Below are 25,422 nucleotides of genomic sequence, written 5' to 3' on the forward strand. Positions count from 1 at the left end.
CATTGTCGAACCATGTTTTTATACGAAGTTGCCGGCAACGGGGCCGGCAAGGGGTGGGCGCCGCTCTGGGGCAGGCTGCCCGGGTGATTAATCCGCATCGTTGTCACTGTCCAGCAGCTGGTATTTGCGCAGCATGCCGCGGAACTGGTGATAGCTCAGGGCCAGCAGTTGGGCGGCTTTGCGCTGATTATACTGGGATTGCTGCAGCGCTTGCTTGAGTAAATTAATCTCGTAGCCCGCCACCGCCTGTTTGAGATCCAGCGGCAAGGCGGAGGAGTCCGGTGCCACCGCCGGCGCCTGCTCCAGCTGAACAGTGGTCGTGACCGCCACCGGGGCCCGGGGGCGCCAGGGGGAATCGAACGGGTTGAGCACCAGCTCGGCCAGCGGCAACTGGGGGTTGCCCTGGCGGTAGATGCTGCGCTCCACCACGTTTTTCAGCTCCCGCACGTTGCCGGGCCAGGGGTAATCCAGCAGTAACTGGGTCGCCTTGCGCGAGAAACCGGCAAACAGCGGATAGCCGAGCTCCCGGGTCATGCCGTGGGCGAAGTGCGCCGCCAGCATCAGAATATCTTCGCGCCGCTCCCGCAGGGGGGGCAGGGTGATGACGTCGAAGGCGAGCCGATCCAGCAGATCGTGGCGAAACTGCCCCTTGTCGGCCAGCGCCGGCAGATCCTCGTTGGTGGCGCACACCAGTCGCACATCCACCTTGAGGGCCTTGGCGCCGCCCACCCGCTCGAACTCGCCGTACTCGATGACCCGCAGCAGTTTTTCCTGCACCCTTGCGCTGGTGGTGGCCAGTTCGTCAAGGAAGAGGGTGCCGCCGTCGGCCCGCTCGAAGCGGCCCTGGTGGCGTTTGGCGGCGCCGGTGAAGGAGCCCGCCTCGTGGCCGAACAGCTCGGTCTCCAGCAGACTCTCGCTCAAGGTGGCGCAGTTGACGGTGACAAAGCTTTGATCCCAGCGCGCCGAGAGATAATGTAGGCGGTGGGCGATGAGCTCCTTGCCGGTCCCCCGTTCGCCGATAATCAGCACGGGCTTGCGCAGCGGCGCCAGGCGGGAGGCCTGCTCAATGATCTCGAGAAATGCGTTGGATTCCCCCAACAGGCTTTCCGTGGCCGTGGTCATAGTCATCCCCGTGAAGCGTTGAAATCTGGTCAATCTTACCAAAATTTAGTGATTCTAATCATTACTTGTGTGGTGCATCTTGAAACTCGACTTATCTGCCCCATATAAATCAACAAGTTAAATTCTGTTCCAGATTGGCACACAAGTTGCCATTGTCAATGGAGAAACAACGTATGCCAACCACAGGAGTACAATCATGAGTATTTTTTCCCGCCTGGCCGACATCATCAATTCCAACCTGACGGCCCTGCTCGACAAGGCAGAAGATCCCCAGAAGATGGTGCGCCTGATCATCCAGGAGATGGAAGACGAGCTGGTGAAGGAGCGCTCCAATCTGGCTCGCTTCCTCGCCAACCAGAAAGAGATCGGCCGCCAGGTCAGCCGCCATCAGGAGCGGGTCGCCGAGTGGCAGGGCAAGGCCGAGCTGGCCCTGAGCAAGGGACGGGAAGACTTGGCCCGCGCGGCGCTTATCGAGAAGAAGAAGCAGGCCGAGCTGGCCGACGGCCTCGAGCGCGAGCAGCAGGCGGTGGACAGCGGCATCGCCAAGCTGGGGGAGGAGATCCGTCAGCTGGAAGCCAAGCTGGAAGATGCCCGTGCCCGTCAGAAGGCGATGGCCATTCGCAGCGAAGCGGCCAGCAGCCGTCTCAACGTGCAGAGCCAGGTCGCCCGTGGCGACAGCCAGGCGGTGGTGAGCAAGTTCGAGCGCATGGAGCGCCGCATCGACGAGATGGAGGCCCGCGCCGATCTGGGACAATCTGACAAGGCGCTGGCCCAGCAGTTTGCCGAACTGGAAGCGGACGATCAGATCAGCAAAGAGCTTGAGGCCATGCGCCAGAAGCTGGGTCAAGGCGATACCACGCCGAAACAGGGGGAGTAACAGATGGAAGATCTGCTGGGTGTATTGATGGTTCCCATGGTGGTCTTCATGGTGGTGGTGGCCCCCATCTGGCTGGTGCTGCACTACCGCGCCAAGGGGCGCATTGGTGCCGGTCTCGCCGATGGTGAGCGTGAACAGCTGCAGGGGCTGCTGGTACGTGCCGAGAAGATGCAGGAGCGGGTAGGCGCCCTGGAGTCGATTCTGGATGCGGAAGTCCCGGGCTGGAGGAACAAGGTATGAGCAGCATCAGTCGTGAAGGGCGCAACCTCTATCGTGACCCCCAGCGCGGCAAGATAGCCGGGGTCTGTGCCGGTCTGGCAGAGTACTTCGGGGTGGAAACCTGGATCGTGCGGCTGTTGGCCATCAGCGGCCTCATCTTCGCCGGTTTCATCACCTTCACCGCCTACGTGGCCGCCTGGTTTCTGCTCGACAAGAAGCCAGTCACCCTCTACGCCCAGGAGGATGCCGACTTTGCCGAGGTGCGGATGAAGGCACGCAGCTGGCAGGCGGGCATCACTCCTCATCAGGCCCTTGTCCGCATTGGCCAGGAGCTGGATGGGCTGGAGCCCAGATTGCAGCGCATCGAGAAGCTGGTGACCTCCAAGGAGTTCACCCTGCAGCGGGAGTTTCGCAACTTGTAACCCTGAGCGGCGCGATGGCCCCGCCGGCACGTCCTGGCCTTTGATGGCGGGCACCGCGCCAGGGGGCCATGGCGCGGGGTGGCAGCGGCCATCCCCCTTCGCTCTGGATGAACGGGAGAACAGGACAAGCCTTGATACTCAATAAACTGGAACAGCAGTTCAATCGCCTGCAGCACAGGGCGAACGATGTGGTCAACCGGGTACGGGATCGCCACATCCGGCTGGCAGTCACCGGCCTCTCTCGCAGCGGCAAAACAGCCTTCATCACGGCGCTGGTCAACCAGCTGGAACACGCGGCCATCGACGGCCGCCTGCCCCTGTGGGATGCCCTGCGCCAGGGGCGCATCCTCGGTGCCCGCCGGGTGCCCCAGCAAAATGCCCACATTCCCACCTTTGCCTACGAACGCGGCCTCGACGCCCTGTTTGGCGATCCGCCGGCCTGGCCCGAGCCGACCCGCGGAGTGGCCGAGGTACGCCTCGAAATTCGCTATCGCACCCGCCATCCCCTGCGCAAGCACCTGGGGGAGATCTCCACCCTCTACGTGGATCTGGTGGACTATCCCGGGGAGTGGCTGCTCGACTTGCCGCTCCTGGAGATGAGCTACGAGCAGTGGAGCGAGCAGGTGCGCGAGCAGCTGCGTCGCCCCGAGCTGCAGGCCCTTGCCGCCGGCTGGCTGGCACCTGAGTGGCAGGCGGATCAGGGCTTCGAGGAGCGGCCGGTGGCCCAGCTCGCCGAGCGCTACACCGACTATCTGCATGCCTGCAAACAAGAGCTGGGATTGCACCTTATTCAGCCCGGTCGCTTCGTGCTGCCGGGGGAGTATGCCGGCGCCCCCATGCTGCAGTTCGTGCCCTGGGTGTGGGCGACGCCTGCCGGCGAGCCCGCCGATGGCACCCTCTACGCCACCCTCAAGCAGCGCTTCGAGCAGTACAAGCAGCATCTGGTGCAGGGTTTTTATGAGCAGCATTTTGCCGGTTTCGATCGCCAGATCGTGCTGGTGGATTGCCTGCAGCCCCTCAACGCCGGGGCGGCCAGCTTTGGCGACATGCAGCAGGCCATTGCCCGCATCATGGAGAGCTTTGCCTACGGCAAGAGCAACTGGTGGCGGCGGCTCTTCTCGCCGCGCATCGACAAGCTGCTGTTCGTGGCGAGCAAGGCCGATCACGTCACCCCGGAGCAGCATGGCCCCATGGTCTCCCTGCTGCAGCATCTGGTACGTAGCGGCCGCGGTCAGGCCCGCTTTGAGGGCATTGCCACCGAGTGTCTGGCGCTGGCCGCCATCAAGGCGACCGAGGTGGGCAAGGGGGTGGCCGATGGCCGCGAGTTCCCCGCCATCCGTGGCACCAGCCTGAGCGGTGAATCGCTGCTGCTGTTTCCGGGCGAGGTGCCGTCCCATATTCCCCCCGCCCAGTGGTGGAACAATCAGGGCTTTGATTTCCAGGCGTTTCGCCCGCTGCCCATGAGCCCCCATCAGGCGTTGCCCCATATCAGGCTCGATGCGGCGCTGGAGTTTCTGCTCGGGGATCACCTCGAATAACCGGTGTGCGGGACGGGTTTGTTGCCTGCGCCGTACCCGGGAGACTGTTTTCAGGAGAAGCGATGAACGATCAGATAAAAGAGCGGCCACCGCTGCAGGGCAAGATGATCCTGGAGCCAGCGTTGACGGCAGCTGAGAAGGAGCGGGCGCCGGCACCGGCCCAGCGGCTGGAGGAGGCGAGCTTCGAGCGCCTCGATGAGCTGGAAGAGCTCACCGAGGTGGAGAGCGCCCTCGTCATCAAGCCGCGTCGCCGTCATCGGCTGCTGGCGTGGGGACTGGGAGCAGTTGGTCTGCTCTCCTTGGGCCAGTATGCTGCTTTTCTTTACGATCAATTTCTCACCATCCCGCTCTGGGGCGGCGCCTGGCTGGCGGCCTCGGTGCTGGTGGCGGCGGGCACCGCCGGCGTGGTGGGGCGCGAGTGGCTGCGGCTGCGCACCCTCAAACGGCGCCAGGATGTGCGCTCGCGAGCCGAAGATTTGCTGGCTCATCAGGGGGTCGGCCAGGGCCAGGCCTTTTGCGAAGGGCTGGCCGAGCGTAGCGGTGACAAGGGGCGCGAAGGGTATCAGACCTGGCTGGCCCAGCTCGACGAGAGCCACAGCGATCGGGAGGTGTTGACCCTCTACAGCCAGCTGGTGCTCGGCGAGCGCGACAAGCTGGCCCAGGCGCGGGTGGCCAAATGGTCGGGGGAGGCCGCCGTGCTGGTGGCGCTAAGCCCGCTCGCCACCGTCGACATGATGCTTATGCTGTGGCGCAACCTGCGGATGATCGAGGACATCGCAGATGTCTATGCCATCGAGCTCGGCTACTGGAGCCGCATTCGCCTGATCCGTCAGGTGTTTCGCAACATGCTCTACGCCGGAGCCACCGAGCTGGTGACCGAGGTGGGGATGGACTTGCTGGGGGCTGAGCTTACCGCCAAGCTCTCCGCCCGCGCCGCCCAAGGGGTAGGGGCCGGACTGCTCACCGCTCGCCTCGGCCTGCGCACCATAGAGGCGTGTCGCCCGCTGCCCTGGTGCGCGGACGAGAAACCCAGGCTTGGTGAGCTGCGCAAGCGGCTGATCGGTCAGCTGGCGGGCTACCTCAACAAGGGGTGAGCGGCAGGCCAGGGGTTTGATTGTGGTTGTCACAAATTATTTACAATTGTCCGCCGCAGCCGACCCTTGGGTCGGCTGCTTTTTTAGGGGGCAAACCGTTACAGTGATCCCATCGCGCAATGGCGCCACACCGCCCGGATGGCGGGTCGCAACCCAGAGGATGGAGTCACCCATGGCAAGTCTCTACACCGCCCACCAGCCGGACGAAGCGGGCACGATCCACTACTCGGACGAGGAGCACGGCACCTGGCAGATCCTGATCGCGCGCCAGCTGGCGGCGCTCGAGGGCAAGGCCTGCGACGAGTACCAGGCCGGGCTGGCGCGGCTCGACCTGCCCCGGGATCGGATCCCCCAGCTGGCCCAGATCAACGCCGTGCTGCAACCGGCCACCGGCTGGTCGGTGGCGGCGGTGCCGGCGCTCATCTCCTTTGACCGCTTCTTTGCCCTGCTGGCCAATCGCCAGTTTCCGGTGGCCACCTTCATTCGCCGTCGAGACGAGCTCGACTACTTGCAGGAGCCCGACATCTTTCACGAGATCTTCGGCCACTGCGCCATGCTGACCAACCCCGCCTTCGCCCACTTCACCCATGTCTACGGCCAGCTTGGCCTGCGGGCCGGCAAGGAGGAGCGGGTCTTTCTGGCACGGCTCTACTGGTTCACGGTGGAGTTTGGCCTGCTGGCCACGGCAGACGGGCTGCGCATCTATGGCGGCGGCATTCTCTCCTCCATCGGCGAGACCGCCTATGCCCTTGGTGGCCAACCCGTGCTGCAACCTTTTGATCCTATCGAGGTACTGCGCACCCCGTACCGCATCGACATCATGCAACCCACCTATTTCGTGCTGCCCGAGCTTGGTGAGCTCTATCGTCTGGCGGAGCTGGACATCATGGCCATGGTGGCCGAGGCGCGCCGTCTGGGGCTGCGTCCTCCCCGTTTTGCACCGGCCGGCGGCAAGCAGGCGAGCTGAGTCGCCCGCCGGTGTTTGATTACCCTCTTTTCATCGATACACAAGGAGAGTCCCATGTCCGAACTGGCCAGCCAGCAGTGTGAAGCGTGCCGTGCCGATGCCCCCAAGGTGAGCGAGCAGGAGCTGAACGAACTGATGCACCTCATCCCCGACTGGCAGCCGCTGGTGGTGAAAGGTGAGCTGCAACTGCGGCGCGAATTCACTTTTCGCAACTTCAAGGAGGCGCTCGCCTTCACCAACCGGCTGGGTGAACTGGCGGAGGCGGAGTTTCATCATCCCGCCATTCTCACCGAATGGGGGAAGGTGACGGTCAGCTGGTGGACCCACAAAATTGGTGGATTACACCGCAATGACTTCATCATGGCGGCGCGCACCGACCAGCTGCTCAAATAAACGTCTGTAGATGGCGCGGGCCTGCCCGGTGAAAACGGGGCGGGCCCGCATTTTTATGGGCTGGCGCTCGCACTGGCGGGATCGAGTCTGTATTATCCGGTCATTCATAGAGTTAGCTAGGAAGTGTGTCCCGAATGCGTCTTGAAGTCAGCTGTGAAGACCGCCTGGGCCTGACCCGGGAACTGCTCGACCGTCTGGTGGAGCACAACATCGATCTGCGCGGCATCGAAATCGATACCTCAGGCATCATCTATCTCAACTTTCCCGAGCTGGAGTTTCGTGATTTCCAGCACCTGATGCCGGAGATCCGCCGCATTCCCGGGGTCTATGACGTCAAGACTATCCCCTACATGCCCTCCGAGCGCGAACATCACGAGATTGAGGCGCTGCTCAAGGCGCTGCCGGATCTGGTCTTCTCTCTCGATGCCAAGGGCAAGGTGACCCAGGCCAACCAGTCCGCCCTCACCACCCTGGCCCTGCCGGTGGAGGAGGTGCGTGGCGCGGCGCTCGGCTCCCTGGTCAAGGGCTTCTCCTTCAGCCGCTGGCTGGAAGCGAGCGAGATCCGGCCGCAGACCTGCAAGCTCAGCATCAATGGCGAAGAGTATCTGGCGGATCTGATGCCGCTGTTCGTGGCCGAAGAGAAGGGCAGACAGGCCCTGGCCGGCGCCGTGGTGGTGCTCAAATCTGCCCGTCGGGTCGGCATGCACTTCAGTGCGCTGCACGCGGTGGAAGTAGGGGGCTTTGAACACCTGCAGGCCGAGAGCCAGAAGATGAAACAGGTGCTGGCCCAGGCGAGCAAGCTGGCGATGCAGGATGCCCCGCTGCTCATCGTCGGCGAGACCGGCACCGGCAAGGAGCTGCTGGCCCGCGCCTGCCATGGTGCCAGCCTGCGCTCCAGCCATCCCTTCATGGCGCTGAACTGTGCGGCCATGCCGGACAACGTGGCCGAGAGCGAGCTGTTTGGCTACGCCCCCGGCGCCTTTGGCAACAACACCGAGGGCAAGCGCGGGGTACTGGAGCTGGCGAGCGGCGGCACCCTGATGCTGGACGAGATCGGCGACATGTCCCCCCATCTGCAGACCAAGTTCCTGCGGGTGCTGCAGGATGGCGTGTTCCGCCGGGTCGGTGACGAGCAGGAGGTGAAGGTCAACGTGCGCTTCATCTGCACCACCCAGAAGCAGCTGCTGGATCTGGTGCACGAGGGCAAGTTCCGGGAAGACCTCTACTATCGCCTCAACGTGCTGAGCCTGGCGCTGCCGCCGCTGCGCGAGCGCAAGGCGGACATCATGGCGCTGGCCCAGCAGTTCGTCTCCCGCTTTGCCAGTGAACTGCAGCGCCCGCGCCCGCGCTTTACCCGCAACATGGCCGAATACCTGACCGCCTACCGCTGGCCGGGCAACGTGCGTCAGCTGCGCAACTGCCTCTACCGCGCCATGACATTGCTGGAAGGGGACGAGATCGGCCCTGAGCACGTGGATCTGCCGGTGGCAGCCGACGCCATGCCGCTCATCGACGAGTGGTTCGAAGGGGGGCTCGATGAGGCGGTTAAGCGCTTCGAGAGCCGGCTGCTGGAGCGGCTCTACCCGGCGTTCCCCTCCACCCGCCAGTTGGCCAAACGGCTGGGCGTGTCGCACACCGCCATCGCCAACAAGTTGCGGGAATACGGGATCAACAAGAAGTAACCCCATGAATACACTTTATTGCAGGGCTCACGCACGGGTGGGCCCTCGTCATTATTGTGATGCCGGCCCGCTCAGCCCCTTGCTCTGTCGGCTGCGCCTTGTCATGCTGCTGATAAGTTCAATACTATTTCCATCCGGCTCACCCCTCGCGGGCAACCGCCCTTCTTGGGTGCTGATGTGGGCTTAAGCGCAGGCATGATGCACTCTTTTTCACTGATCCGGATCCTGGTGTGGTTGGCGCCGCTGGTTTGCACGCTGGCTCTCTCCACCGAGCCGCCCCCCTTGACCTCGGCCGAGCTGCGGGCCGAGCAGGTGCGCCAGACCGTGCTCGACATTCTCAGCTACACCCGCTGGCCGAGCGAGCCGAGCGAGCTGCGCCTGTGCGTGGCAGCGCCGACGGAGTATGCCACGGCACTCTTCTCCATCAAGCAGCAGGCCAACGGCCGCCGGTCAGCGTCCATCGCTACGACGTCGAGGACAAGGCAATCGGCCCCCAGTGTGACGTGCTCTATCTGGGGGTGTTGTCCCCCGAGCGACGGCTGCCGCTGTTCGAGCATCTGCGCGGCTATCCCATTCTCAGCATCAGTGAACACAGCACCGAGTGCGTTGCCGACTCCGTCTTCTGCCTGCAGATCGGCAAGGAGCGGATCCGTTTTCGGGTCAATCTGGATGCCCTGGCCAGGAGCGGGGTGCGGGTACACCCCGCCGTGCTCAAGCTGGCCAAGGCCAATGAGGGGGGCTCATGATAGGCTTGTTCCGCCCCCCAACCAGCGCCTCACCTTGCGACAGAGTCTGGGACGCACCCACCTGGTGACGTCCCTGACGGCAGTCTGCATGGCCGGTTTGCTGCTGACTGGCATCGCCCTGCTGGCGCTGCGGCTCTATGCGGATCACAACCTGGAGCTGGTGGCGCGGGCTATCAGCTATACCAGCGAAGCGGCCGTGGTGTTCCACGACGAAGAGGCGGCCCGCGAGGCGCTGCAGGCCATCACCACCCACGAGGATGTGGCGCGGGCCAGCATCTATCTGCCGAGCGGCCAGCTGCTGGCCAGCTGGAGCCGGGCCATGAGCACCCCCTGGTCCGGTCTTGAGCAGTATCTGGCGCGGCTCATCCTGCCGGGGCCGGTGGATCAGCCCATGCTGCGGGGCGGGGTGGAGATCGCCCGCATTCATCTGGTGGGGCACGGCCAATACCTGCTGCTGTTCCTGTTGCAGACCCTGCTGGCCATGCTGCTCTGCCTGGTGTTCAGCACCCTGGGGGCCCTTTACGTGGCGCGCCGGATGCAAAACTCCCTCACGGCCCAGCTCAAGGAGCTGGCCCAGGTGGCCCACAGCGTCAGCCGCCAGCGGATCCTCGCCATGCGGGTGCCCGAGGCCAACATCGCCGAGCTGCACGCGCTCGGCCAGGATTTCAACTCCCTGCTCGACGAACTGGAAGCCTGGCAGGCTCACCAGCGGCGGGAGAATGCCAGCCTGCTGCACCAGGCCACCCATGACGCCTTGACCGGCTTGCCCAATCGTGCTCTGTTTGAGGCTCGTCTGGATCAGGCGGTGACCACCGGCCGGCTGCATGATGAGCGCTTTGCACTGCTCTACCTCGATTGTGATCGCTTCAAGCAGATTAACGACACCCTGGGCCATGCCGCCGGGGATGACGTGCTGATCGCCCTGGCCAGACGGGTACAACATCAGCTGCGGCCGATGGATCTGGTATGTCGTCTGGGGGGTGACGAGTTTGCCATCCTGCTGACCCCCTTGTCCCAGGTGGGCGAGGCGGAAGATGTGGTTGCTCGCATCCAGCAGGCCATGGCAGACCCCGTGGTACTGGGGGATGGCAGCCAGCTGGTGGCTGCCGTCAGCATCGGGATCGCGCTGTATCCGGATCAGGGGCTGACCGCCGCCGATCTGCTGCAGCAGGCGGACCATGCCATGTACCAAGCCAAACGGCTGCGTCGGGAGCTTGCGCTCCATGACCAGCTGGAATTTGATGTCTCTGCTGAGGAAAAATAACAATGAAGATCCATGTCCTGATGAAAACCGGCTTGATCGGCCTGCTGTTGAGCGTGCTGGCGGGGTGCCAAAGCGCCCCCCACGGCCTGACCGCAGAGCAGATCGCCGTACTCAAGGAGCAAGGCTTTCGCCTGACCGACGAGGGTTGGACTCTGGACTTCTCCAACCGTGTGCTGTTTGCCAACAACGCCGATGCCCTGACCCCCAAGACCCGTGTGGTGGTGGAAAAACTGGGCAAGACCCTGCAGGAGGTTGGCTTGAACCGGGCGCGGATCGATGGTCATACCGACTCCAACGGGGCGGCGGACTATAACGATCAGCTCTCGTACAAGCGGGCGCAGTCGGTGGCCGACGTGCTGGTCTCGGTGGGTATGCCGCAGGCCAACCTTGACATCCGGGGCCGTGGTGAACGCGATCCGATCGCCGACAACAAGACGGCTGCCGGTCGGGCCGAGAACCGCCGCGTGGCGATTGTCATCAGCAATGAATGACATGGTTGTGTAGATAAAAAAAGAGCGCCTGATGGCGCTCTTTTTTGTGGCTCGCAGTTATTCCTGCTTGAGCTTTTCGCGGTCGTGGTGACTGCGCAGGCGGATGTTGATCATCTCCACCGTCAGCGAGAAGGCCATGGCGAAGTAGATGTAGCCCTTCGGAATGTGCAGATCCATCCCCTCGGCCATCAGCGCGAAACCGACCAGGGTAAGGAAGGAGAGGGCCAGCATTTTGATGGTGGGGTGGTTGTCGACGAAATCACCGATGGCCTTGGCGGCGAACATCATGATGAAAACGGCGATCATGATGGCCAGCACCATGACCGGCACGTGATCCGCCATGCCCACGGCGGTGATGACCGAATCCAGGCTGAAGACGATGTCGAGAATGGCGATCTGGATCAGGGTGCTGATGAAGCCGGACGCGGCGGCGCTCACGCTCTCAGGCTCGGCGGCGCCCTCCAGGGTGGCATGGATCTCGTGGGCACTCTTGCCGATGAGGAACAGACCCCCCAGCAGCAGGATGAGATCGCGGCCCGAGATGGCCTCGCCCAGCACGGTGAACAGCGGCTCGGTGAGACGCATCACCCAAGCCAGGGAGAGCAGCAACAGGATGCGGGTACCCATGGCGAGACCCAGCCCCAGGATCCGCGCCTTCTGGCGCTGTGCCTCCGGCAGGCGGCCGACCAGGATGGAGATAAAGATGATGTTGTCGATGCCCAGTACGATCTCGAGCAGGGTCAGGGTGGCGAGCGCGACCCAGGCGGAGGGGTCTGCAATCCATTCCAGCATGATTGAACCTTGGTTGAACTTTGATTGAGGGTTGAAGCCGCGCATTCTAACAGGGGGTTATGGCTTGTCCCAGTGGCAGGAAAAGATAAAAATGGCGGCCATCCAACGGGAGGGACACATGTTTCGTTTAGGACTTATCATCAATCCGGTCGCCGGTATCGGCGGCGCGGTCGGTCTCAAGGGCAGTGACGGCATGGTGGCCGAGGCGCTGGCCCGTGGCGCCGTCCCCAAGGCCCGCGAGCGGACCCGGCAGGCGCTGCTACCGCTGTGTGAACTGGCGGGCCGCTTCGAGCTGCTGACGGTGGCGGGCGAGATGGGGGCTGAGCTTGCCGGCGAGCTCGGCCTGCCTTGCCGCATCGTTTATCAACCCGCAGCAGAAGATACCACGGCGGCCGATACCCGTATCGCCGCCGAACGGATGCGCGAGGCGGGCGTCGATCTGCTGCTGTTTGCCGGCGGTGACGGCACCGCGCGGGACATCTGCGCGGCGGTGGGAGAGGCGTGCCATGTGCTCGGCATTCCGGCCGGCTGCAAGATCCACTCCGGGGTCTATGGGGTGACGCCCGCCGCCAGCGGTCGGGTGGCGGCCAGGATGATTGCCGGCGAGCTGCTGAGTCTGGTGGATGCCGAGGTGATGGACATCGACGAGGAGGCGTTTCGCGCCGGCAAGGTGCGCGCCCGTCATTACGGCCAGCTGCAGGTGCCCGGCGATCTGCGCTATGTGCAGGCGGTCAAGCAGGGGGGGCGCGAGTCTGAAGAGCTGGTGCTGGCGGACATCGCCGCCGGTGTGGTCGAGCAGATGGAGCCCGATACCCTCTATCTGATGGGCTCCGGCAGCACGGTGGCGGCCTGCATGACGGAGCTCGGCCTCGAAAATACCCTGCTCGGTGTGGATCTGGTGGAAAATGGCCGGCTTATCGGGCAGGATCTGTCCGCCGCCGAGATCCTGACCCGGATCCGTGGCCGTCGCTGCCGGCTGATCATTACCCTGATCGGCGGTCAGGGACATCTGTTCGGGCGCGGAAATCAGCAACTGAGTCCAGAGGTGTTGCGGGCCGTCGGGCGGGACCAGATCCAGGTCCTGGCCACCAAAGCCAAGCTGGCGGCCCTTGCGGGCAGGCCCTTGCTGGTGGATACCGATGACCCGGCGCTGAACCGGTCGTTAAGTGGTTATCTGCGGATCACCACGGGATACAAGGATCAGGTCATCTACCCGGTGGCCAACCCGGAATAGGACATCAAGGATGCGGCTGGCCTGGCGCCAGAGAGCCGTGATCAACCGGATCGCGGTTCCACTCCCCCGAATTATTTTGCCGGCAACCCCGGAAAATGAGGCTGCGTTAAATGACGATTCATGATTTTGAGCACAAGTTGTTGGGACTGATAGACGGCATGGTGGCCACGGCGACCGACGATGAGCTGTTTGCCGGGGGTTATCTGCGTGGCCACATCTCTCTGGCGGTGGCGCGGGCCGAGCTGGAAGGCAAGACCCTGGTGCGGGATGTAAAGAGTTATGTGCTGCGCAGCCTGAACGAGGCCATCCTGCAGGGTGAACTCTCCGAGCAGGATGAGAAGCTGGTGCAGGCAATGTGGATTCGTTTGCAACAACAAGCAGAAGCTTGATCGGTTACACAGTTCAAACAGAAGTTTGAGTTTATTCTTCCCTGAGGTTAGTGAAAGGTTAATAATAAGTTTCGCCTTTTGTTTCAGGGATTAAACTATGGCTTCCTCCTCGCGTATTGCCAATAAACTGCCGCTCGAAATGCTCTATCAATGGGAGCGGCAGTGTCCTGACCGAGTCTATCTGCGTCAAACCATCAACCGCGAATACCTGGACTTCACCTGGGGTGAGGTCGCTGACGAGGCCCGCCGCATGGTGACCGCGCTGCGTCAGCTGGGGCTGGTGGCCGGCGACAAGGTGGCGCTGCTCTCCAAGAACTGCGCCCAGTGGTTCATCGCCGATCTCGCCATGCAGATGGGGCAGTACGTGAGCGTGCCCATCTATCCCACCGCCAACGTGGATACCATCGAATACGTGCTGCGCCACAGCGAGGCCAAGGCGATTTTCGTCGGCAAGCTCGATGACTGGAAGAGCCAGGAGGCGGGGGTGCCCGCCGAATTGCTGCGCATCGCCTTTCCCTATGACACCATGCCGGCGGCCCACCAGTGGGACGATCTGCTGGAGCAGCACGAACCCATTCCGGACAGCCCGGTGCAGGCTCCGGACTCTCTGCTGAGCCTGGTCTACACCTCCGGCAGTACCGGCAAGCCGAAAGGGGCCATGCTGAGCGTCGAGCGCTACGCCTGGTCGTGCGAGAAGCTGGTGGAGGCGGTCGGGCTGTGCGAGCAGGATCGCGGCTTCTCCTACCTGCCGCTGGCCCACATCACCGAGCGAGTCTATGTCTATGGCGGCAGCCTCTATGGCCGCGCCGAGATCGCCTTCCCCGAATCCCTCGATACCTTCATCGAGGACGTCAAGCGCTGCCGTCCCACCGTGTTCATCTCGGTGCCAAGGCTGTGGGCCATGTTCCGCATCAAGATCCACGAGAAGCTGCCCCAGAAGAAACTCGAGCTGCTGCTCAAGATCCCGTTCGTGTCGGGCCTCATCAAGCGCAAGCTGCAAAAGGGGCTGGGGCTGGATCAGGCGCGGGTGCTGGGCTGTGGCTCGGCGCCGGTGGCACCGGCCCTGCTCGAGTGGTACCACAGTATCGGCATCGAGATCACCGAGGCCTGGGGCATGACCGAGAACCACGCCTTCTCCACCCTCAACTACCCGTTTAGGGCCGACAAGATAGGCACGGTCGGCAAGGCGGGGCCGGGGGTCACCATCAAGATCTCCGACGAAGGGGAGATCCTCTGTCGCTGCGAGGGGATGATGCTGGGTTACTACAAGGATCCCGAGCACAGCCGTGAAGCCATCGACGAGGATGGCTGGCTGCACACCGGCGACATGGGCAAGCTGGATCGGGAGGGCTATCTCACCATCACCGGCCGCATGAAGGATGTGTTCAAGACCGCCAAGGGCAAGTATGTGGCGCCGGTGCCCATCGAGGGGCTGCTCGGCCAGGAGCCCATCATCGAGCAGCTGTGCGTGATTGGCTACGGCATGCCGCAGCCGGTGGCGCTGGTGCAGCTGGCGGAGAGCGCTATGAAAGGGGATCGCAATCAGGTCAATGCCCAGCTGGAGGCGGCCCGCAACCGGGTCAACGAGCAGCTGGAGTCCCACGCCAAAATTCGCGGCATCCTGGTGGTGAAGAGCCCTTGGAGCATCGAGAACGGGGTGCTCACCCCGACCATGAAGATCCGCCGCCACCTGCTGGAGCAGAAGTATGCCGACCTTGGTGACGCCTGGTCCTCTTCCCAGAGCATCATCTGGGAGTCCTGACGCGCCCGGCAGGCTTGCTGATGATCACCATAAAACAACAAGGGGAGCCACTGGCTCCCCTTGTTGTTTCAGGCAACGGCAGGTCAGACCGCCTGATACTCCAGCTCGACCGAACCGAGCGCCTTGAGGGTAGCGCGGGCGGAGTCCTGTTGGCTGATCTGGCCATCCTTGCTCTCCAGCAGCACGGCGCGGCGGATGGTGGCGAGATCTTCGCCGCCCAGCACCGCGTGGGCACAGGCCATCTGCATCGGTGGCAGGCTGGGGTTGAAGGCGGCGTTTTCGGCGTAGCGACCGCAGAAGATGCGACCGTCGGCGAACTGCAGCGCCACCGCGGCATAGCCCTGGCTGTAGGGGGCGTAGCTCTGGCGGGCAGCGGCCAGCGCGGCCTGCCACAGCGGATCGTCGCTCTCAAGCGTGAGTTCGTCGTGGGCCTGCGGGCTCATCAGCGCGTCCGTGATGTCCAGATCCGCCGGGCCGAACGAGTGGGGCAGGAAGGATTGCAGGGCGCTCAAGTCATCCGGCAGAGAGACCTTGAGGGTCTTGGCGGTGCTCAGCTCGTTCATGAACTGGCGGCAGTGACCGCAAGGGGTGTAGTTAACGGTGATTTCAGAGATGCCGGTCTCGCCGCCCAGCCAGGCGTTGGAGATAGCGGACTGCTCGGCATGGACCGAGTGGAACAGACCCTGACCGGCAAACTCCATATTGGCGCCGAAATACCAAGTGCCGCTCAGGCCGCAGGCGATGGCACCGACGAAGAACTTGGAGATGGGGGCCACCGAGCAGGCGGCGGCCAGCGGCAGCAGGGCCAGGCGCAGGGCGCGATCGTCAAGACCGGTGGCGGCCTTCAGCGTGGCGACCTGATCCGGGGTGAAGCGAGCCTGGAAATCATCGCCCAGCATGGGCAGCAGCGCCGCCTTGAGCGGGGCGGACAGGGTATCGAGTGGCTTGGCAAAACGGGGATGCATAGTGTGTCCTCAAAGGCCAATTGGGGGGCCATTGTAGGGAGCAAGCTCTGCTAAATGTGTGAGCGTGCTCACGCCCTGACGGGCAAACGGAGTGGGATGGTAATGGAAACGTTTGTCTTGTGCAAATTGTGCGGCAGGTCGCACATCGGCGGGCCCGCAGGCCCGCCATCGCGGAAAAGGGTGCTCTTCAGCTCAACCAGTGGTAAATGGCAAACAGCAGGGGGGCGACGGCGGCGGTGAGGATGCCGCACACCACCATGGCCAGCGAGGCAAAGGCCCCCTGGGTGATGCCCTGCTCGGCGGAGGTGGCGGTGCCGATGGCGTGGGCGCAGGCCCCCATGGCCAGCCCCTGGGCTTCGGGGTCGGTGACCCGCATCAGTTTGAGCAGGGGGAAGCCGATCAGGGCGCCGACGATCCCCACCACCACCACCACGGCGGCTGCGATGGCGGGAATGCCGCCCAGGGACTGGCTGACGCTCATGGCGAGCGGCGTGGTGATGGATTTGGTGGCGAGCGAGGCCAGCAGTGCCGGATCGGCGCCCATAAAATGACCGATCAGCAAGGTAGTGCAGACCGAGATCAAGACCGAGCTCAGGGTACAGATTAGGATGGGCTTGAGCCTGGCCTGGATCTGGCGGGCCTGCTGATAAAGGGGCAGTGCCAGCGCCACCACCGCCGGCTCCAGCAGCGCCGTGATGGGGCGGGTGCCGCTCTCGTACTGCTCCAGCGGCAGATCGAACCAGAGCAGCAGGCCGATGATGACGGCGGTGGGCACCAGCACCGGGTTGATGATGGGCCAGGGCAACTTGCGATAGAGGGCCCGAGTGGCGAAATAGAGCACCAGGGTCAAGGGAATGGCCAGCCAGAAGATCATTTGTTCATCCTCTGGTAGAGGCGGCCGACGGTGCCGAGGATCAGCACGATCCCGAGCACGATGCAGAGCATGATGAGGCCGAAGGATTGGCGCAGGGGCTCCAGCCAGGCCACCAGCCCGACTGCCACCGGCACGAACAAGACCCCCATGTGGCGCAGCAGCAGGCCGGCACCGAGTTCTACCCAGTGCAGTTTCACCAGTTGCAGGGAGAGCAGCACGAACAGCAGCAGCATGCCGATGATGCTGCCGGGGAAGGCGAATGGCAGGATGGCTGCCAGGGTTTTGCCAGCCAGCAGGCAGGCGACGATGACCAGAAAGTCACGAAGGTACAGCAAGGCACGTTGCGCGATCACAGTAGCCCCATCTTGGTAACGGTGAACTAAGGAATACGCCAGTCTACCAGAGAGGCCGGGTCGCGGCATTAAAACAATAACAGCTGAAATCAGTTCGTTTGAGGCTGATTTAATTGAAGATTTTCAGATAGAACCCTTTTCGAACCACAAGGAGTCGCCATGACATCTCTCTTGTCCCGCCTGCGCCAGCTGGCGGACGACCACCATCTGCCCCCTTCGTTGCTGCAAACCCGCCAGTGGGAGGGGCCCCTGTGCCGGGTGCGGCTCGACAACACCGGCGGCAGCGAAGCCCGGGTCGGGCACTGGACGCTGTTTGACGGCAAGCTCGGCCTCTCGCCTGCGTGCGCCATCTACGGCGAAGGCTTCCAGATGCTGGCCCAGACCATGGGCAGCTGGCAAGCGCCGCAACCGGTCGGTCGCTGCCCCGATGCCGGTGTCTATCGGATCACCGATGATCAGGGTTATCACACGGTGCACAACCTGCTGCTGGTGGAGCATGACAAGGGCTGGCTGCTGCTCGCCTTTGCCAGTTGTCAGCGCTTTGGCGGGGAGTTTCGGCTCTACCCCGATGGCCGGCTGCAAATCCTGATGAACGGTGAGGGGCGTGCGCTCCCGGCCGGCCAGTACTGGCAGAGCGAGGCGCTGCTCTGCCTCGAGGGGAAAGATCGGGAGGCGCTGCTGGCCGAGCTGGCACAGCGGATCGAGGCCGAGCATGGCTCGCTGATCGGCCGAGTCGGCGAGCGCCCCAGCGGCTGGTGCTCCTGGTATCACTACTATGCGGACGTGAGTGCCGCCGACATTCGCGAGAACCTGCAGGTGCGTGCCGAGCGTTTCCCGGCGCTGCGCTACGTGCAGATTGACGACGGCTATCAAGCGAAAATGGGTGACTGGCTTACCCCGTCGGCCAAGTTTGAGCAGGGGGTGGCGTCCCTGGCCGCCGAGATCAGAGGCGCCGGCTGCGAGCCTGCGCTCTGGGTGGCTCCCTTTATCGCCGAGCTTGGCTCCCAGGTGTTTCAGGAGCACCCCGACTGGTTCGTGAAGGGGGATGACGGGCTGCCGCTGCCCTCCGAGCGGGTTACCTACGGCGGCTGGCGCTGCACCCCCTGGTATGTGCTGGATGGCACCCACCCCGAGGTGCAGGCTCACCTCGAGCGGGTGTTTCGTACCCTGCGCGAGCAGTGGGGCATCCACTACTTCAAGCTCGACGCCAACTTCTGGGGCGCCATCCACGGCGGCCGCTTCCACGACCCGGCCGCCACCCGGGTGGAGGCCTACCGACGCGGCATGGCCGCCATCCTGCGCGGGGCGGGCGAGGGGGCCTTTCTGCTTGGCTGCAACGCCCCCATCTGGCCAAGCCTTGGGCTGGTGCACGGCATGCGAGTGAGCGATGACGTGGAGCGCAATGGCCATCGCTATCGCCAGATCGCTCGCGAGGCGTTCTGCCGCGCTTGGCAGAACGACCGACTGTGGATGCTGGATCCCGACTGCATCTGCCTGCGGGATCTGCCGAGCCAGCAGGCGAGCCCTGCCGAGTTCCGTTTCCATCTGGCGGCGCTGGTGGCAAGCGGCGGCATGATGCTGGCCGGGGACCGGCTGCAGGATCTCGACGAGGTTCAGGCGGCGCAACTGCGCAAGCTGCTCGAGCTTTGCGCTGCGCGAGCCCCTGGCGCCCGTTTCGAATCGATGGACTTTGCCTGCGGTGAGGTGAGCCTGCCCGAGGGTGGCACCCTGCTCTGCCTGTTCAACTGGGAGGCGCAGCCTCAGGAGTTCCTGCTGCCGGCAGGGGGCGAAGATTTCTGGGATGAGGGGGCCGTCGGTACCGCGCTCACCCTGCAGGGGGGCGAGGGGCGGGTGATCCGCTACCGCTGAGCAGGCTGGCAATCATGATTCAGGCTCCCACGGGAGCCTGAATGTATTGCGAAAGGCGCGGCTATACCTGAGTCAGTAACGCCACTCGAAGCCGATGGCGTAATTGGCGGCGCCATAGCCCGGGATCTCGTTGCTGGAGAGCAGGGCCTTGAAGGTGAGCTGCGTTGTGAGCGGAATGCCGAGCCCCATGCCGAGGGCCACCTCGTCGTTGGTGTTGCCCATCATGTCGGCCCGGATCATCCGATAGAGCGACATGTCCTGGCTCATGTGCACATAGCTCTGGGAGGCACGGTTGTAGAGCTGGCCAAACACTTCCAGCTGGAAACCGGCCTGGGGGGTGATGGCCAGGGGCACGCCGACGAAGTTGTAGAGATCGGAGCGATTGAAATAGCTGTTGGTGATCTGGGGGGTAAAGTCGGTCTGCTGATAGAGGCGGCTGAAGTTGCTCTCGATCAGCTGATAGGTCTGCTGCGGCAACTGCAGCAGATAGTCGGGGACATCAAAACGCACACCCGCCATGCTGGCCGATGGCAGCAGGGCGCAGATGAGCAAACCAAAACCGGATAATCCTGAACGCATCGGATGAGGCATCCCCAAGGGTCGATAGGCCAACCGGCCGTGAGTGCAATGTTAGCGCACAAATAATTGAAACATCAGGAGTCTTTGCTCCCCTTCCCATTATGTCGCGGGGCGGGGGAGCGTACAGTCATTTAACCGTGAGGCGGGTCACATCTCACAGATTTTCGAGGTAGTGATAGAGGCTCTTGAGGATGGTAAAGTTCCGATCGTTACCCTGATTCTGCTCGGCCAGCGCCTCGAGGCGCGGTACATAGTCGGGCAGACGGCGGCTGAAGTAGTCGCTGCAGTGCAGTCGCCAGCGCTTTTGCTCCGTTTCGCTCAAGGTGTGCGGCCAGTTGCGGGCACGGTAGCGAAACAGCATCTCCGGCAGCCGTGCGTCGGTGAAGGCAAACTCCCGCTCGCCCAGCAGATCCGCCGGGGTGGCGCGCACCAGATCCATGGTGGACTTGTCGCCGTGACCGAAGAAGCCGGCGTAGAGCTGGGTATCCGGATCGCCGTCATTGTTGCCGGCAAACTCCTGATTGAACACTTCCACCAGTTTCTCCCGCACCTCGGGGTGGGCGCGCAGCAGATCCAGGCTCTTGCGGCACTGCTCCCGGTCGATGCCAAGCTGGTCGGCGCGCTCCGCCGTCAGGGTGGCGGCCGGCGCCAGCACCGGGCACTTGTTGATGTGCACCAGCTTCACCGGAATACCGGCCAGATCCCCCAGCTCCTCTTTCTTGGTATAGAGGCGCTCGCGGATCTCCTCGCTGGTGAGCTCGATGAGCGGGGTGGGGTCGCGGGTCAGATCCACCATGATCACCGCGTTCTGGTTGCTGGGGTGCCAGGCGAGCGGCGAGACCCAGCTTGCGCACCCCTGCCAGGGGGAGAACATGCCGGAGATGTGCACCAAGGGCTTCATGGTCACCACGTCGATGAGGGCCTTCACCTTGCTTTTGTTGCGAAGGTCAAACAGGTAGCCGAACAGCTTGGGCTGGGCCTTTTTCACCAGCTTGGCCATCTCGATGGTGGCCAGAACGTCCGAGAGCGCATCGTGGGCATTGGCGTGGGCCACGCCGTTGGCGACGGTGAGCTTCTCCAGCTTGAAGCTTGGCTTGCCCTCTTCATCAAACGCCCACTCGATCCCCTCCGGGCGCAGGGCGTAGCAGGCCCGCAGCATGTCGAGAATATCCCAGCGGGAGTTGCCGTTCTGCCAGGCGTAGGCATAGGGGTCATAGAAGTTGCGATAGAGGGTGTAGCGGGTCACCTCGTCATCGAAGCGGATGCTGTTGTAGCCCAGCACGCAGGTACCCGGGGTGGCGAACTGTTCGTGGATCTGACGGATGAAATCCGCCTCGCACAGCCCGTCCTTCATCGCTTTTTGCGGCGTGATGCCGGTGATCAGGCACGCCTCCGGCTCCGGCAGATAGTCCGCCGGCGGCTTGCAATAGATGACCAGTGGCTCGCCGATGAGGTTGAAATCCCCGTCGGTACGAATGCCGGCAAACTGCGCCGGTCTGTCCTTGGCCGGGCTGATGCCGAAAGTCTCGTAGTCGTGAAAGAAAAATGTGGGCTCGCTGCCGGCGTGTGCTGTTTTGCTCATGTTGCTCGAGAGGGATATCCGATGACGGTGGCGCCTGGCGCCAGGGTGGGGGTGCCATGCACCTCGGTTGCCTGCATGGTAAACCATAGCGCAGGCAGAACGAAGGGTAGACCGGCCGGCTGCCGCTTTATTGGGCAGGCCTGCATCAATGGAAGATGAAAAGGAGGGGAGCAGAGTAAAAAGAGACAGCCCCGCTGGCGGGGCTGTCCAGCTTTTCTGATGGCGGGCTCAGTGACAGAGCTTGTAGTAGACCTCGTTCCACTGCAGGGTCTGCTTGAGTTCGGGGATGCGGGTGTGCTCGTCAATCACCACGCACTCTATGCCCATGAGGTCGGCGAAGGTACGCAGCTGCTCGATATCCACCGACTGGGTGAACACCGAGTGGTGGGCGGCGCCCGCCAGGATCCAGGCCTCGGCGCTGGTCTGCAGGTCCGGCAGGGGTTTCCACAGGGCGCTGGCCACCGGGAGTTTCGGCATGGCCTCTGGCAGGTCCACCACCTCCAGCTGATTGACCACCAGGCGGAAGCGGTTGCCGAGATCGATGAGGCTGGCGTTGACCGCTTTGCCGGCGGGGGCCGCGAACAGCAGGCGGGCCGGATCGGCCTTCTTGCCTATGCCTAAGTGCTGGGCGTCCAGCACGGGTTTGCCTGCGGCGATGGAGGGGCAGACCTCCAGCATGTGGGCCCCCAGCACCAGGTTGTTGCCCGCCTCCAGATGGTAGGTGTAGTCCTCCATGAAGGAGGCGCCCCCCGCAAGGCCTGCACCCATCACTTTCAGGGTGCGCAGCAGGGCCGCGGTCTTCCAGTCCCCTTCTGCCCCAAAACCGAAGCCTTGCTGCATCAGGCGCTGGCAGGCGAGGCCCGGCAGTTGGTGCAGACCATAGAGATCTTCGAAGGTGGTGGTGAAAGCGCCAAAGCCGCCGTCGGTGAGGAACTTCTTCATCCCCAGCTCCTGGCGCGCCGCCTCATACAGGGAAGCGCGAAGCCCCCCGCCCGCCTGCACCGCCTCGGTCAGGGTGTAGGTCGCCTCATATTCGGCCAGCAGCGCCTCGATGTCGCTGTCGGGCACGGCATCGATCACCTTGACCAGATCGCCGACCGGGTGGTAGTTCACCTGATAGCCGAACTGGATCTGGGCCTCAATTTTGTCGCCCTCGGTGACCGCCACGTTGCGCATGTTGTCGCCAAAACGGGCGATCTTGAGGTGGCGGCTGTCGTGGATGGCGGCGGCGATGCGCATCCAGTTGCCAATCTTCTGTCTGGCCTCTTCATCCTGCCAGTGACCCACCACCACGGTGCGTGGCAGCCGCAGGCGGGCCCCCATGAAGCCGAACTCGCGTCCGCCGTGGGCGGTCTGGTTCAGGTTCATGAAGTCCATGTCGATCTCGCTCCAGGGGAGATCCCGGTTGAACTGGGTGTGGAACTGCAACAGGGGTTTTTGCAACTGACTCAGCGCCGGGATCCACATCTTGGCGGGGGAGAAGGTGTGCATCCACACCATGAGACCTATGCAGCGCTCGTCGTGGTTGGCATCCCGAGCCACCGCGCTTATCTCGTCGAGGGTGGTGCCGGTGGGCTTGAGCACGATCTTGACTGGCAGGCCGGCGCGCTCGTTGAGCTGGCTGGTGATGGTGTGGGCGTGATCGGCCACCTGCTTCAGGGTGGCGGCGCCATACAGGTGCTGGCTGCCGACCAGGAACCACACTTCCAGCTGTTTCATCAATTCCATCTTGGTGTCCTCTGTTTATGCTTTTGTCTGGCCGTAATAGGCGTGTTTGCCATGTTTGCGCTGGTAGTGCTTCTCCAGCAGGTAATCGGGCAGGGGGCGGGCTGCGGGGTTGATCTGGCCGGTGAGCCAGGCCATGCGCGCCACCTCTTCCAGCACCACGGCGTTGTGTACCGCGTCCTCGGCGCTCTTGCCCCAGCTGAAGGGGCCGTGGTTGGCCACCAGCACCCCCGGCATGGCGAGGATGGGAGTCTGCTTGAGGGTCTCGACGATGAGGTGACCGGTCAGCCCCTCGTAATCCTCCTCCACTTCACCCGGGGTGAGCAGGCGCGAGCAGGGGATCTCGCCGTGAAAATAGTCGGCCTGGGTGGTGCCGAAAATGGGGATGGCGCGCCCCGCCTGGGCCCAGGCTGTGGCGTGGGTGGAGTGGGTGTGCACCACGCCGCCAAGCTCTGGATAGGCGCGATAGAGCACCAGGTGGGTAGCAGTGTCGGAGGAGGGGCGCAAGGCGCCCTCCACCTGCTTGCCCGCCAGATCCAGCACCACCATGTCTTCGAGCAGCATTCGCTCGTAACTGACGCCGCTTGGCTTTATCACCACCAGATTGCGCTCTCGGTCGATGCCGCTGACGTTGCCCCAGGTGAAGGTCACCAGCTCGTGGCGCGGCAGATCCAGGTTGGCGACGAGCACCTGCTCTTTGAGCATCTTGAGGTTCATGCCGGTACTCCCCGGTTGTAGAGCGGCTCGGCGGCGGCGCCCCAGGCGAGGTAGCGCTGGTAGAGAAGCTCGTATTCGGCGACCCGCTCAGGGTCAGGCTGGTGGGTGCGCTCCACGGCGCTCGCCATGTGGCGCTGGGCCTTGGCCACATCGGCGTGGATCCCGGCCGCCACGGCGGCAAAGATGGCCGCCCCCAGGGCGCAGCACTGATCCGAGGCCACCACCTGGATGGGCCTGTTCATCACGTCGGCGCAGGTCTGCATCACGGTGGCGGACTTGCGGGCGATGCCGCCAAGGGCGATCACCTGCTCCACCGGCACCTGCTGGTGGGTCATGCACTCCATGATGCTGCGGGCCCCGAAGGCGGTGGAGGCCACCAGGGCACCGAACAAGTCGGGTGCATCGGTGCCGAGGTTGAGCCCGGTGACGGTGCCCTGCAGGCGCTGGTTGGCGTATGGGGTGCGGCGGCCGTTGAACCAGTCGAGCACCACCGGCAGGTGGGCGAGATCGCGCTGCTGCTCCCAGGCGGCGGCAAGTCTTGGCAGCAGCTCCCGCTTGTGGGCCTCGATGGCGGTGCGCAGCTCCGGATACTGGGCTGCGAGGCTCTCCAGCGGCCAGCCGAGCTGGCGCTGATACCAGGCATAGATGTCGCCGAACGCCGATTGTCCCGCCTCCAGCCCCACCATGCCTGGCACCACGCTGCCGTCCACCTGGCCGCAGATCCCGGCAATGGCGCGATCACCGATGGTGGCTTCGTCGGCGATCAGGATGTCGCAGGTGGAGGTGCCTATTACCTTGACCAGCGCATTGTTGCCGGCCCCGGCCCCCACCGCGCCCATGTGGCAGTCAAAGGCGCCGCCGGCGATCACCACTTCGCAGGAGAGATGCAGCCGCTCCGCCCACTCGGGGGTCAGGGTGCCGACCGGCAGATCGGCGGTCCAGCTGTCGGTAAAGAGGGGGTAGTCGAGATCCTCGGTCAACAGCGGATCCAGTGCGTTGAGAAACTCGGCGGGGGGCAGGCCGCCCCAGCTCGGGTGCCAGAGGGACTTGTGGCCGGCGGAGCAGCGTCCGCGCCGGATGTCGGCCGGGGTCTGGGTACCGCTCAGGATGGCGGGAACCCAGTCGCACAGCTCGATCCAGTTGCAGGCTGCGGCGCGCACCGCCGCGTCACTGCGGGAGATGTGCAGGATCTTGGCCCAGAACCACTCGGAGGAGTAGACCCCGCCGATGTAGCGGCTGTAGTCGGGGAACTGGCCGCCGTGGCACAGGGCGGTGATGGCCTCGGCCTCCTCGATGGCGGTGTGATCCTTCCACAGCACGAACATGGCGTTGGGGTTGTCGGCAAACTCCGGACGCAGGGCCAGCACACGGCCCTCCTCGTCGATGGGGGCCGGCGTGGAACCTGTGCTGTCCACCCCGATGCCGCGCACGGCGGTGCGCTGACTCGGGGTGAGCTGGCTCACCACCGCGACCACCGCCTGCTCCATGGATTCCAGATAATCGAGGGGGTGGTGGCGAAACTGGTTGGTGACCGGCTGACAGTAACGACCGGCCTGCCAGCGCGGGTAATAGACGACCTGGGTTGCCAACTCGGCGCCGTCGTGGCAGCGCACGGCGAGTGCCCTGACCGAATCGCTGCCGAAATCGAGTCCGATGGTGATCTGCTCGGACCTGGGGTACTCAGACATAAGTGCTCCTGACCATCAATGAGGGGTGACTGGTGAGGAACCATAGGAGATGGACCGGACGGGCGGTTAGCCATTGGC

General features: G+C 63.8%; 24 protein-coding genes and 1 pseudogene. 15 read left to right on the top strand and 10 right to left on the bottom strand.

Translation table 11 applies throughout. The features are described 5' to 3' along the window. Window positions 1–87: 87 nt before the first annotated feature. Window positions 88–1,122: a phage shock protein operon transcriptional activator gene (gene pspF, locus ACPDZI_RS09135; protein ID WP_438834386.1), complete on the bottom strand. Its 1,035-nt coding sequence runs from the start codon at window positions 1,120–1,122 to the stop codon at window positions 88–90. A gap of 196 nt (window positions 1,123–1,318) precedes the next feature. On the opposite strand from pspF, the gene pspA reads away from it, so the two are divergent. From pspA to ACPDZI_RS09190, 11 genes and pseudogenes are all read left to right on the top strand, one after another. Then, the gene (gene pspA, locus ACPDZI_RS09140; RefSeq protein ID WP_011705754.1) at window positions 1,319–1,999 is read left to right on the top strand and encodes a phage shock protein PspA; all 681 of its coding nucleotides are present in this window, start codon (window positions 1,319–1,321) and stop codon (window positions 1,997–1,999) included. Window positions 2,000–2,002: 3 nt separating this feature from the next. Next, complete coding sequence (pspB, locus tag ACPDZI_RS09145; RefSeq protein ID WP_005300084.1) at window positions 2,003–2,239, top strand: envelope stress response membrane protein PspB; 237 nt, start codon at window positions 2,003–2,005, stop codon at window positions 2,237–2,239. Continuing rightward, the gene (gene pspC / locus ACPDZI_RS09150) at window positions 2,236–2,640 is read left to right on the top strand and encodes an envelope stress response membrane protein PspC (RefSeq protein WP_017409654.1); all 405 of its coding nucleotides are present in this window, start codon (window positions 2,236–2,238) and stop codon (window positions 2,638–2,640) included. The genes pspB and pspC overlap by 4 nt, the downstream gene beginning before the upstream one ends. A gap of 131 nt (window positions 2,641–2,771) precedes the next feature. After that, entirely contained in the window at window positions 2,772–4,178 is a 1,407-nt protein-coding gene (locus ACPDZI_RS09155; protein ID WP_323932644.1) for a YcjX family protein, read from the top strand. A 62-nt stretch (window positions 4,179–4,240) separates the two neighbouring features. Further along, window positions 4,241–5,272, top strand: coding sequence for a YcjF family protein (locus ACPDZI_RS09160; protein ID WP_438834387.1), 1,032 nt, complete (start codon window positions 4,241–4,243; stop codon window positions 5,270–5,272). 172 nt (window positions 5,273–5,444) lie between these two features. Beyond that, window positions 5,445–6,239, top strand: coding sequence for a phenylalanine 4-monooxygenase (gene phhA, locus ACPDZI_RS09165; RefSeq protein ID WP_219312726.1), 795 nt, complete (start codon window positions 5,445–5,447; stop codon window positions 6,237–6,239). Window positions 6,240–6,293: 54 nt separating this feature from the next. Continuing rightward, window positions 6,294–6,632 (top strand): 4a-hydroxytetrahydrobiopterin dehydratase, encoded by a 339-nt coding sequence (locus ACPDZI_RS09170; protein ID WP_139750498.1) that lies wholly within the window; start codon window positions 6,294–6,296, stop codon window positions 6,630–6,632. Window positions 6,633–6,766: 134 nt separating this feature from the next. Then, complete coding sequence (gene tyrR / locus ACPDZI_RS09175; protein WP_016350472.1) at window positions 6,767–8,314, top strand: transcriptional regulator TyrR; 1,548 nt, start codon at window positions 6,767–6,769, stop codon at window positions 8,312–8,314. A 324-nt stretch (window positions 8,315–8,638) separates the two neighbouring features. Continuing rightward, a pseudogene (locus ACPDZI_RS09180) lies at window positions 8,639–9,060 on the top strand (YfiR family protein). Then, on the top strand, window positions 9,044–10,324 hold the full coding sequence (locus ACPDZI_RS09185; RefSeq protein WP_438834388.1) for a diguanylate cyclase domain-containing protein: 1,281 nt from the start codon (window positions 9,044–9,046) through the stop codon (window positions 10,322–10,324). The pseudogene ACPDZI_RS09180 and the gene ACPDZI_RS09185 overlap by 17 nt, the downstream one beginning before the upstream one ends. A gap of 2 nt (window positions 10,325–10,326) precedes the next feature. After that, window positions 10,327–10,815 carry an OmpA family protein gene (locus tag ACPDZI_RS09190; protein WP_011705764.1) on the top strand — a complete coding sequence of 163 codons (489 nt, stop codon included), beginning with the start codon at window positions 10,327–10,329 and terminating at the stop codon, window positions 10,813–10,815. Between the two features lie 57 nt (window positions 10,816–10,872). On the opposite strand, the gene ACPDZI_RS09195 is transcribed toward ACPDZI_RS09190, so the two are convergent. Then, a complete protein-coding gene (locus tag ACPDZI_RS09195) occupies window positions 10,873–11,607 on the bottom strand; it encodes a TerC family protein (protein ID WP_016350476.1) in 735 nt (244 codons plus the stop codon). 118 nt (window positions 11,608–11,725) lie between these two features. Between ACPDZI_RS09195 and ACPDZI_RS09200 the strand changes: the two genes are divergently transcribed. From ACPDZI_RS09200 to ACPDZI_RS09210, 3 genes are all read left to right on the top strand, one after another. Beyond that, a complete protein-coding gene (locus tag ACPDZI_RS09200) occupies window positions 11,726–12,841 on the top strand; it encodes an ATP-NAD kinase family protein (RefSeq protein ID WP_438834389.1) in 1,116 nt (371 codons plus the stop codon). A 110-nt stretch (window positions 12,842–12,951) separates the two neighbouring features. Then, a complete protein-coding gene (locus ACPDZI_RS09205; RefSeq protein WP_011705767.1) occupies window positions 12,952–13,230 on the top strand; it encodes a YfcL family protein in 279 nt (92 codons plus the stop codon). A 97-nt stretch (window positions 13,231–13,327) separates the two neighbouring features. Continuing rightward, entirely contained in the window at window positions 13,328–14,992 is a 1,665-nt protein-coding gene (locus tag ACPDZI_RS09210; RefSeq protein ID WP_438834390.1) for an AMP-binding protein, read from the top strand. A gap of 83 nt (window positions 14,993–15,075) precedes the next feature. Here the strand turns inward: ACPDZI_RS09210 and cdd are convergent, their stop codons facing one another. From cdd to ACPDZI_RS09225, 3 genes are all read right to left on the bottom strand, one after another. Next, a complete protein-coding gene (cdd, locus tag ACPDZI_RS09215) occupies window positions 15,076–15,957 on the bottom strand; it encodes a cytidine deaminase (RefSeq protein ID WP_194759565.1) in 882 nt (293 codons plus the stop codon). A gap of 187 nt (window positions 15,958–16,144) precedes the next feature. After that, on the bottom strand, window positions 16,145–16,831 hold the full coding sequence (locus ACPDZI_RS09220) for an LrgB family protein (protein ID WP_101149260.1): 687 nt from the start codon (window positions 16,829–16,831) through the stop codon (window positions 16,145–16,147). After that, window positions 16,828–17,184 carry a CidA/LrgA family protein gene (locus ACPDZI_RS09225; RefSeq protein ID WP_024944025.1) on the bottom strand — a complete coding sequence of 119 codons (357 nt, stop codon included), beginning with the start codon at window positions 17,182–17,184 and terminating at the stop codon, window positions 16,828–16,830. The genes ACPDZI_RS09220 and ACPDZI_RS09225 overlap by 4 nt, the downstream gene beginning before the upstream one ends. A 159-nt stretch (window positions 17,185–17,343) precedes the next feature. On the opposite strand from ACPDZI_RS09225, the gene ACPDZI_RS09230 reads away from it, so the two are divergent. Next, entirely contained in the window at window positions 17,344–19,053 is a 1,710-nt protein-coding gene (locus ACPDZI_RS09230) for a glycoside hydrolase family 36 protein (RefSeq protein ID WP_438834391.1), read from the top strand. Window positions 19,054–19,125: 72 nt separating this feature from the next. Here ACPDZI_RS09230 and ACPDZI_RS09235 read toward each other — a convergent pair whose 3' ends face one another. From ACPDZI_RS09235 to ACPDZI_RS09255, 5 genes are all read right to left on the bottom strand, one after another. After that, window positions 19,126–19,632 carry a hypothetical protein gene (locus tag ACPDZI_RS09235; RefSeq protein WP_167825122.1) on the bottom strand — a complete coding sequence of 169 codons (507 nt, stop codon included), beginning with the start codon at window positions 19,630–19,632 and terminating at the stop codon, window positions 19,126–19,128. Window positions 19,633–19,786: 154 nt separating this feature from the next. After that, the gene (gene sbcB, locus ACPDZI_RS09240) at window positions 19,787–21,214 is read right to left on the bottom strand and encodes an exodeoxyribonuclease I (RefSeq protein ID WP_438834392.1); all 1,428 of its coding nucleotides are present in this window, start codon (window positions 21,212–21,214) and stop codon (window positions 19,787–19,789) included. A 228-nt stretch (window positions 21,215–21,442) separates the two neighbouring features. Further along, window positions 21,443–22,942 carry an L-arabinose isomerase gene (araA, locus tag ACPDZI_RS09245; protein ID WP_438834393.1) on the bottom strand — a complete coding sequence of 500 codons (1,500 nt, stop codon included), beginning with the start codon at window positions 22,940–22,942 and terminating at the stop codon, window positions 21,443–21,445. A 15-nt stretch (window positions 22,943–22,957) separates the two neighbouring features. After that, window positions 22,958–23,656 (bottom strand): L-ribulose-5-phosphate 4-epimerase, encoded by a 699-nt coding sequence (locus tag ACPDZI_RS09250; RefSeq protein ID WP_438834394.1) that lies wholly within the window; start codon window positions 23,654–23,656, stop codon window positions 22,958–22,960. Further along, window positions 23,653–25,344 (bottom strand): ribulokinase, encoded by a 1,692-nt coding sequence (locus ACPDZI_RS09255; RefSeq protein WP_438834395.1) that lies wholly within the window; start codon window positions 25,342–25,344, stop codon window positions 23,653–23,655. The genes ACPDZI_RS09250 and ACPDZI_RS09255 overlap by 4 nt, the downstream gene beginning before the upstream one ends. Window positions 25,345–25,422 lie beyond the last annotated feature (78 nt).

Origin of the sequence: Aeromonas oralensis (assembly GCF_049665575.1) — a bacterium.
Classification (GTDB): Bacteria; Pseudomonadota; Gammaproteobacteria; order Enterobacterales; family Aeromonadaceae; genus Aeromonas; species Aeromonas hydrophila.

What these genes read in the sequence shown, in the direction of transcription:
- tyrR (WP_016350472.1), top strand. Translation starts at nt 6,767, where the DNA reads ATGCGTCTTGAAGTCAGCTGTGAAGACCGCCTGGGCCTGACCCGGGAA.
- ACPDZI_RS09255 (WP_438834395.1), bottom strand. Translation starts at nt 25,344, where the DNA reads ATGTCTGAGTACCCCAGGTCCGAGCAGATCACCATCGGACTCGATTTC.
- ACPDZI_RS09210 (WP_438834390.1), top strand. Translation starts at nt 13,328, where the DNA reads ATGGCTTCCTCCTCGCGTATTGCCAATAAACTGCCGCTCGAAATGCTC.
- ACPDZI_RS09250 (WP_438834394.1), bottom strand. Translation starts at nt 23,656, where the DNA reads ATGAACCTCAAGATGCTCAAAGAGCAGGTGCTCGTCGCCAACCTGGAT.
- ACPDZI_RS09205 (WP_011705767.1), top strand. Translation starts at nt 12,952, where the DNA reads ATGACGATTCATGATTTTGAGCACAAGTTGTTGGGACTGATAGACGGC.
- ACPDZI_RS09190 (WP_011705764.1), top strand. Translation starts at nt 10,327, where the DNA reads ATGAAGATCCATGTCCTGATGAAAACCGGCTTGATCGGCCTGCTGTTG.
- ACPDZI_RS09220 (WP_101149260.1), bottom strand. Translation starts at nt 16,831, where the DNA reads ATGATCTTCTGGCTGGCCATTCCCTTGACCCTGGTGCTCTATTTCGCC.
- ACPDZI_RS09170 (WP_139750498.1), top strand. Translation starts at nt 6,294, where the DNA reads ATGTCCGAACTGGCCAGCCAGCAGTGTGAAGCGTGCCGTGCCGATGCC.
- ACPDZI_RS09200 (WP_438834389.1), top strand. Translation starts at nt 11,726, where the DNA reads ATGTTTCGTTTAGGACTTATCATCAATCCGGTCGCCGGTATCGGCGGC.
- ACPDZI_RS09235 (WP_167825122.1), bottom strand. Translation starts at nt 19,632, where the DNA reads ATGCGTTCAGGATTATCCGGTTTTGGTTTGCTCATCTGCGCCCTGCTG.
- ACPDZI_RS09160 (WP_438834387.1), top strand. Translation starts at nt 4,241, where the DNA reads ATGAACGATCAGATAAAAGAGCGGCCACCGCTGCAGGGCAAGATGATC.
- sbcB (WP_438834392.1), bottom strand. Translation starts at nt 21,214, where the DNA reads ATGAGCAAAACAGCACACGCCGGCAGCGAGCCCACATTTTTCTTTCAC.
- pspF (WP_438834386.1), bottom strand. Translation starts at nt 1,122, where the DNA reads ATGACCACGGCCACGGAAAGCCTGTTGGGGGAATCCAACGCATTTCTC.
- ACPDZI_RS09230 (WP_438834391.1), top strand. Translation starts at nt 17,344, where the DNA reads ATGACATCTCTCTTGTCCCGCCTGCGCCAGCTGGCGGACGACCACCAT.
- ACPDZI_RS09185 (WP_438834388.1), top strand. Translation starts at nt 9,044, where the DNA reads ATGAGGGGGGCTCATGATAGGCTTGTTCCGCCCCCCAACCAGCGCCTC.
- araA (WP_438834393.1), bottom strand. Translation starts at nt 22,942, where the DNA reads ATGGAATTGATGAAACAGCTGGAAGTGTGGTTCCTGGTCGGCAGCCAG.
- ACPDZI_RS09195 (WP_016350476.1), bottom strand. Translation starts at nt 11,607, where the DNA reads ATGCTGGAATGGATTGCAGACCCCTCCGCCTGGGTCGCGCTCGCCACC.
- pspB (WP_005300084.1), top strand. Translation starts at nt 2,003, where the DNA reads ATGGAAGATCTGCTGGGTGTATTGATGGTTCCCATGGTGGTCTTCATG.
- phhA (WP_219312726.1), top strand. Translation starts at nt 5,445, where the DNA reads ATGGCAAGTCTCTACACCGCCCACCAGCCGGACGAAGCGGGCACGATC.
- pspC (WP_017409654.1), top strand. Translation starts at nt 2,236, where the DNA reads ATGAGCAGCATCAGTCGTGAAGGGCGCAACCTCTATCGTGACCCCCAG.
- pspA (WP_011705754.1), top strand. Translation starts at nt 1,319, where the DNA reads ATGAGTATTTTTTCCCGCCTGGCCGACATCATCAATTCCAACCTGACG.
- cdd (WP_194759565.1), bottom strand. Translation starts at nt 15,957, where the DNA reads ATGCATCCCCGTTTTGCCAAGCCACTCGATACCCTGTCCGCCCCGCTC.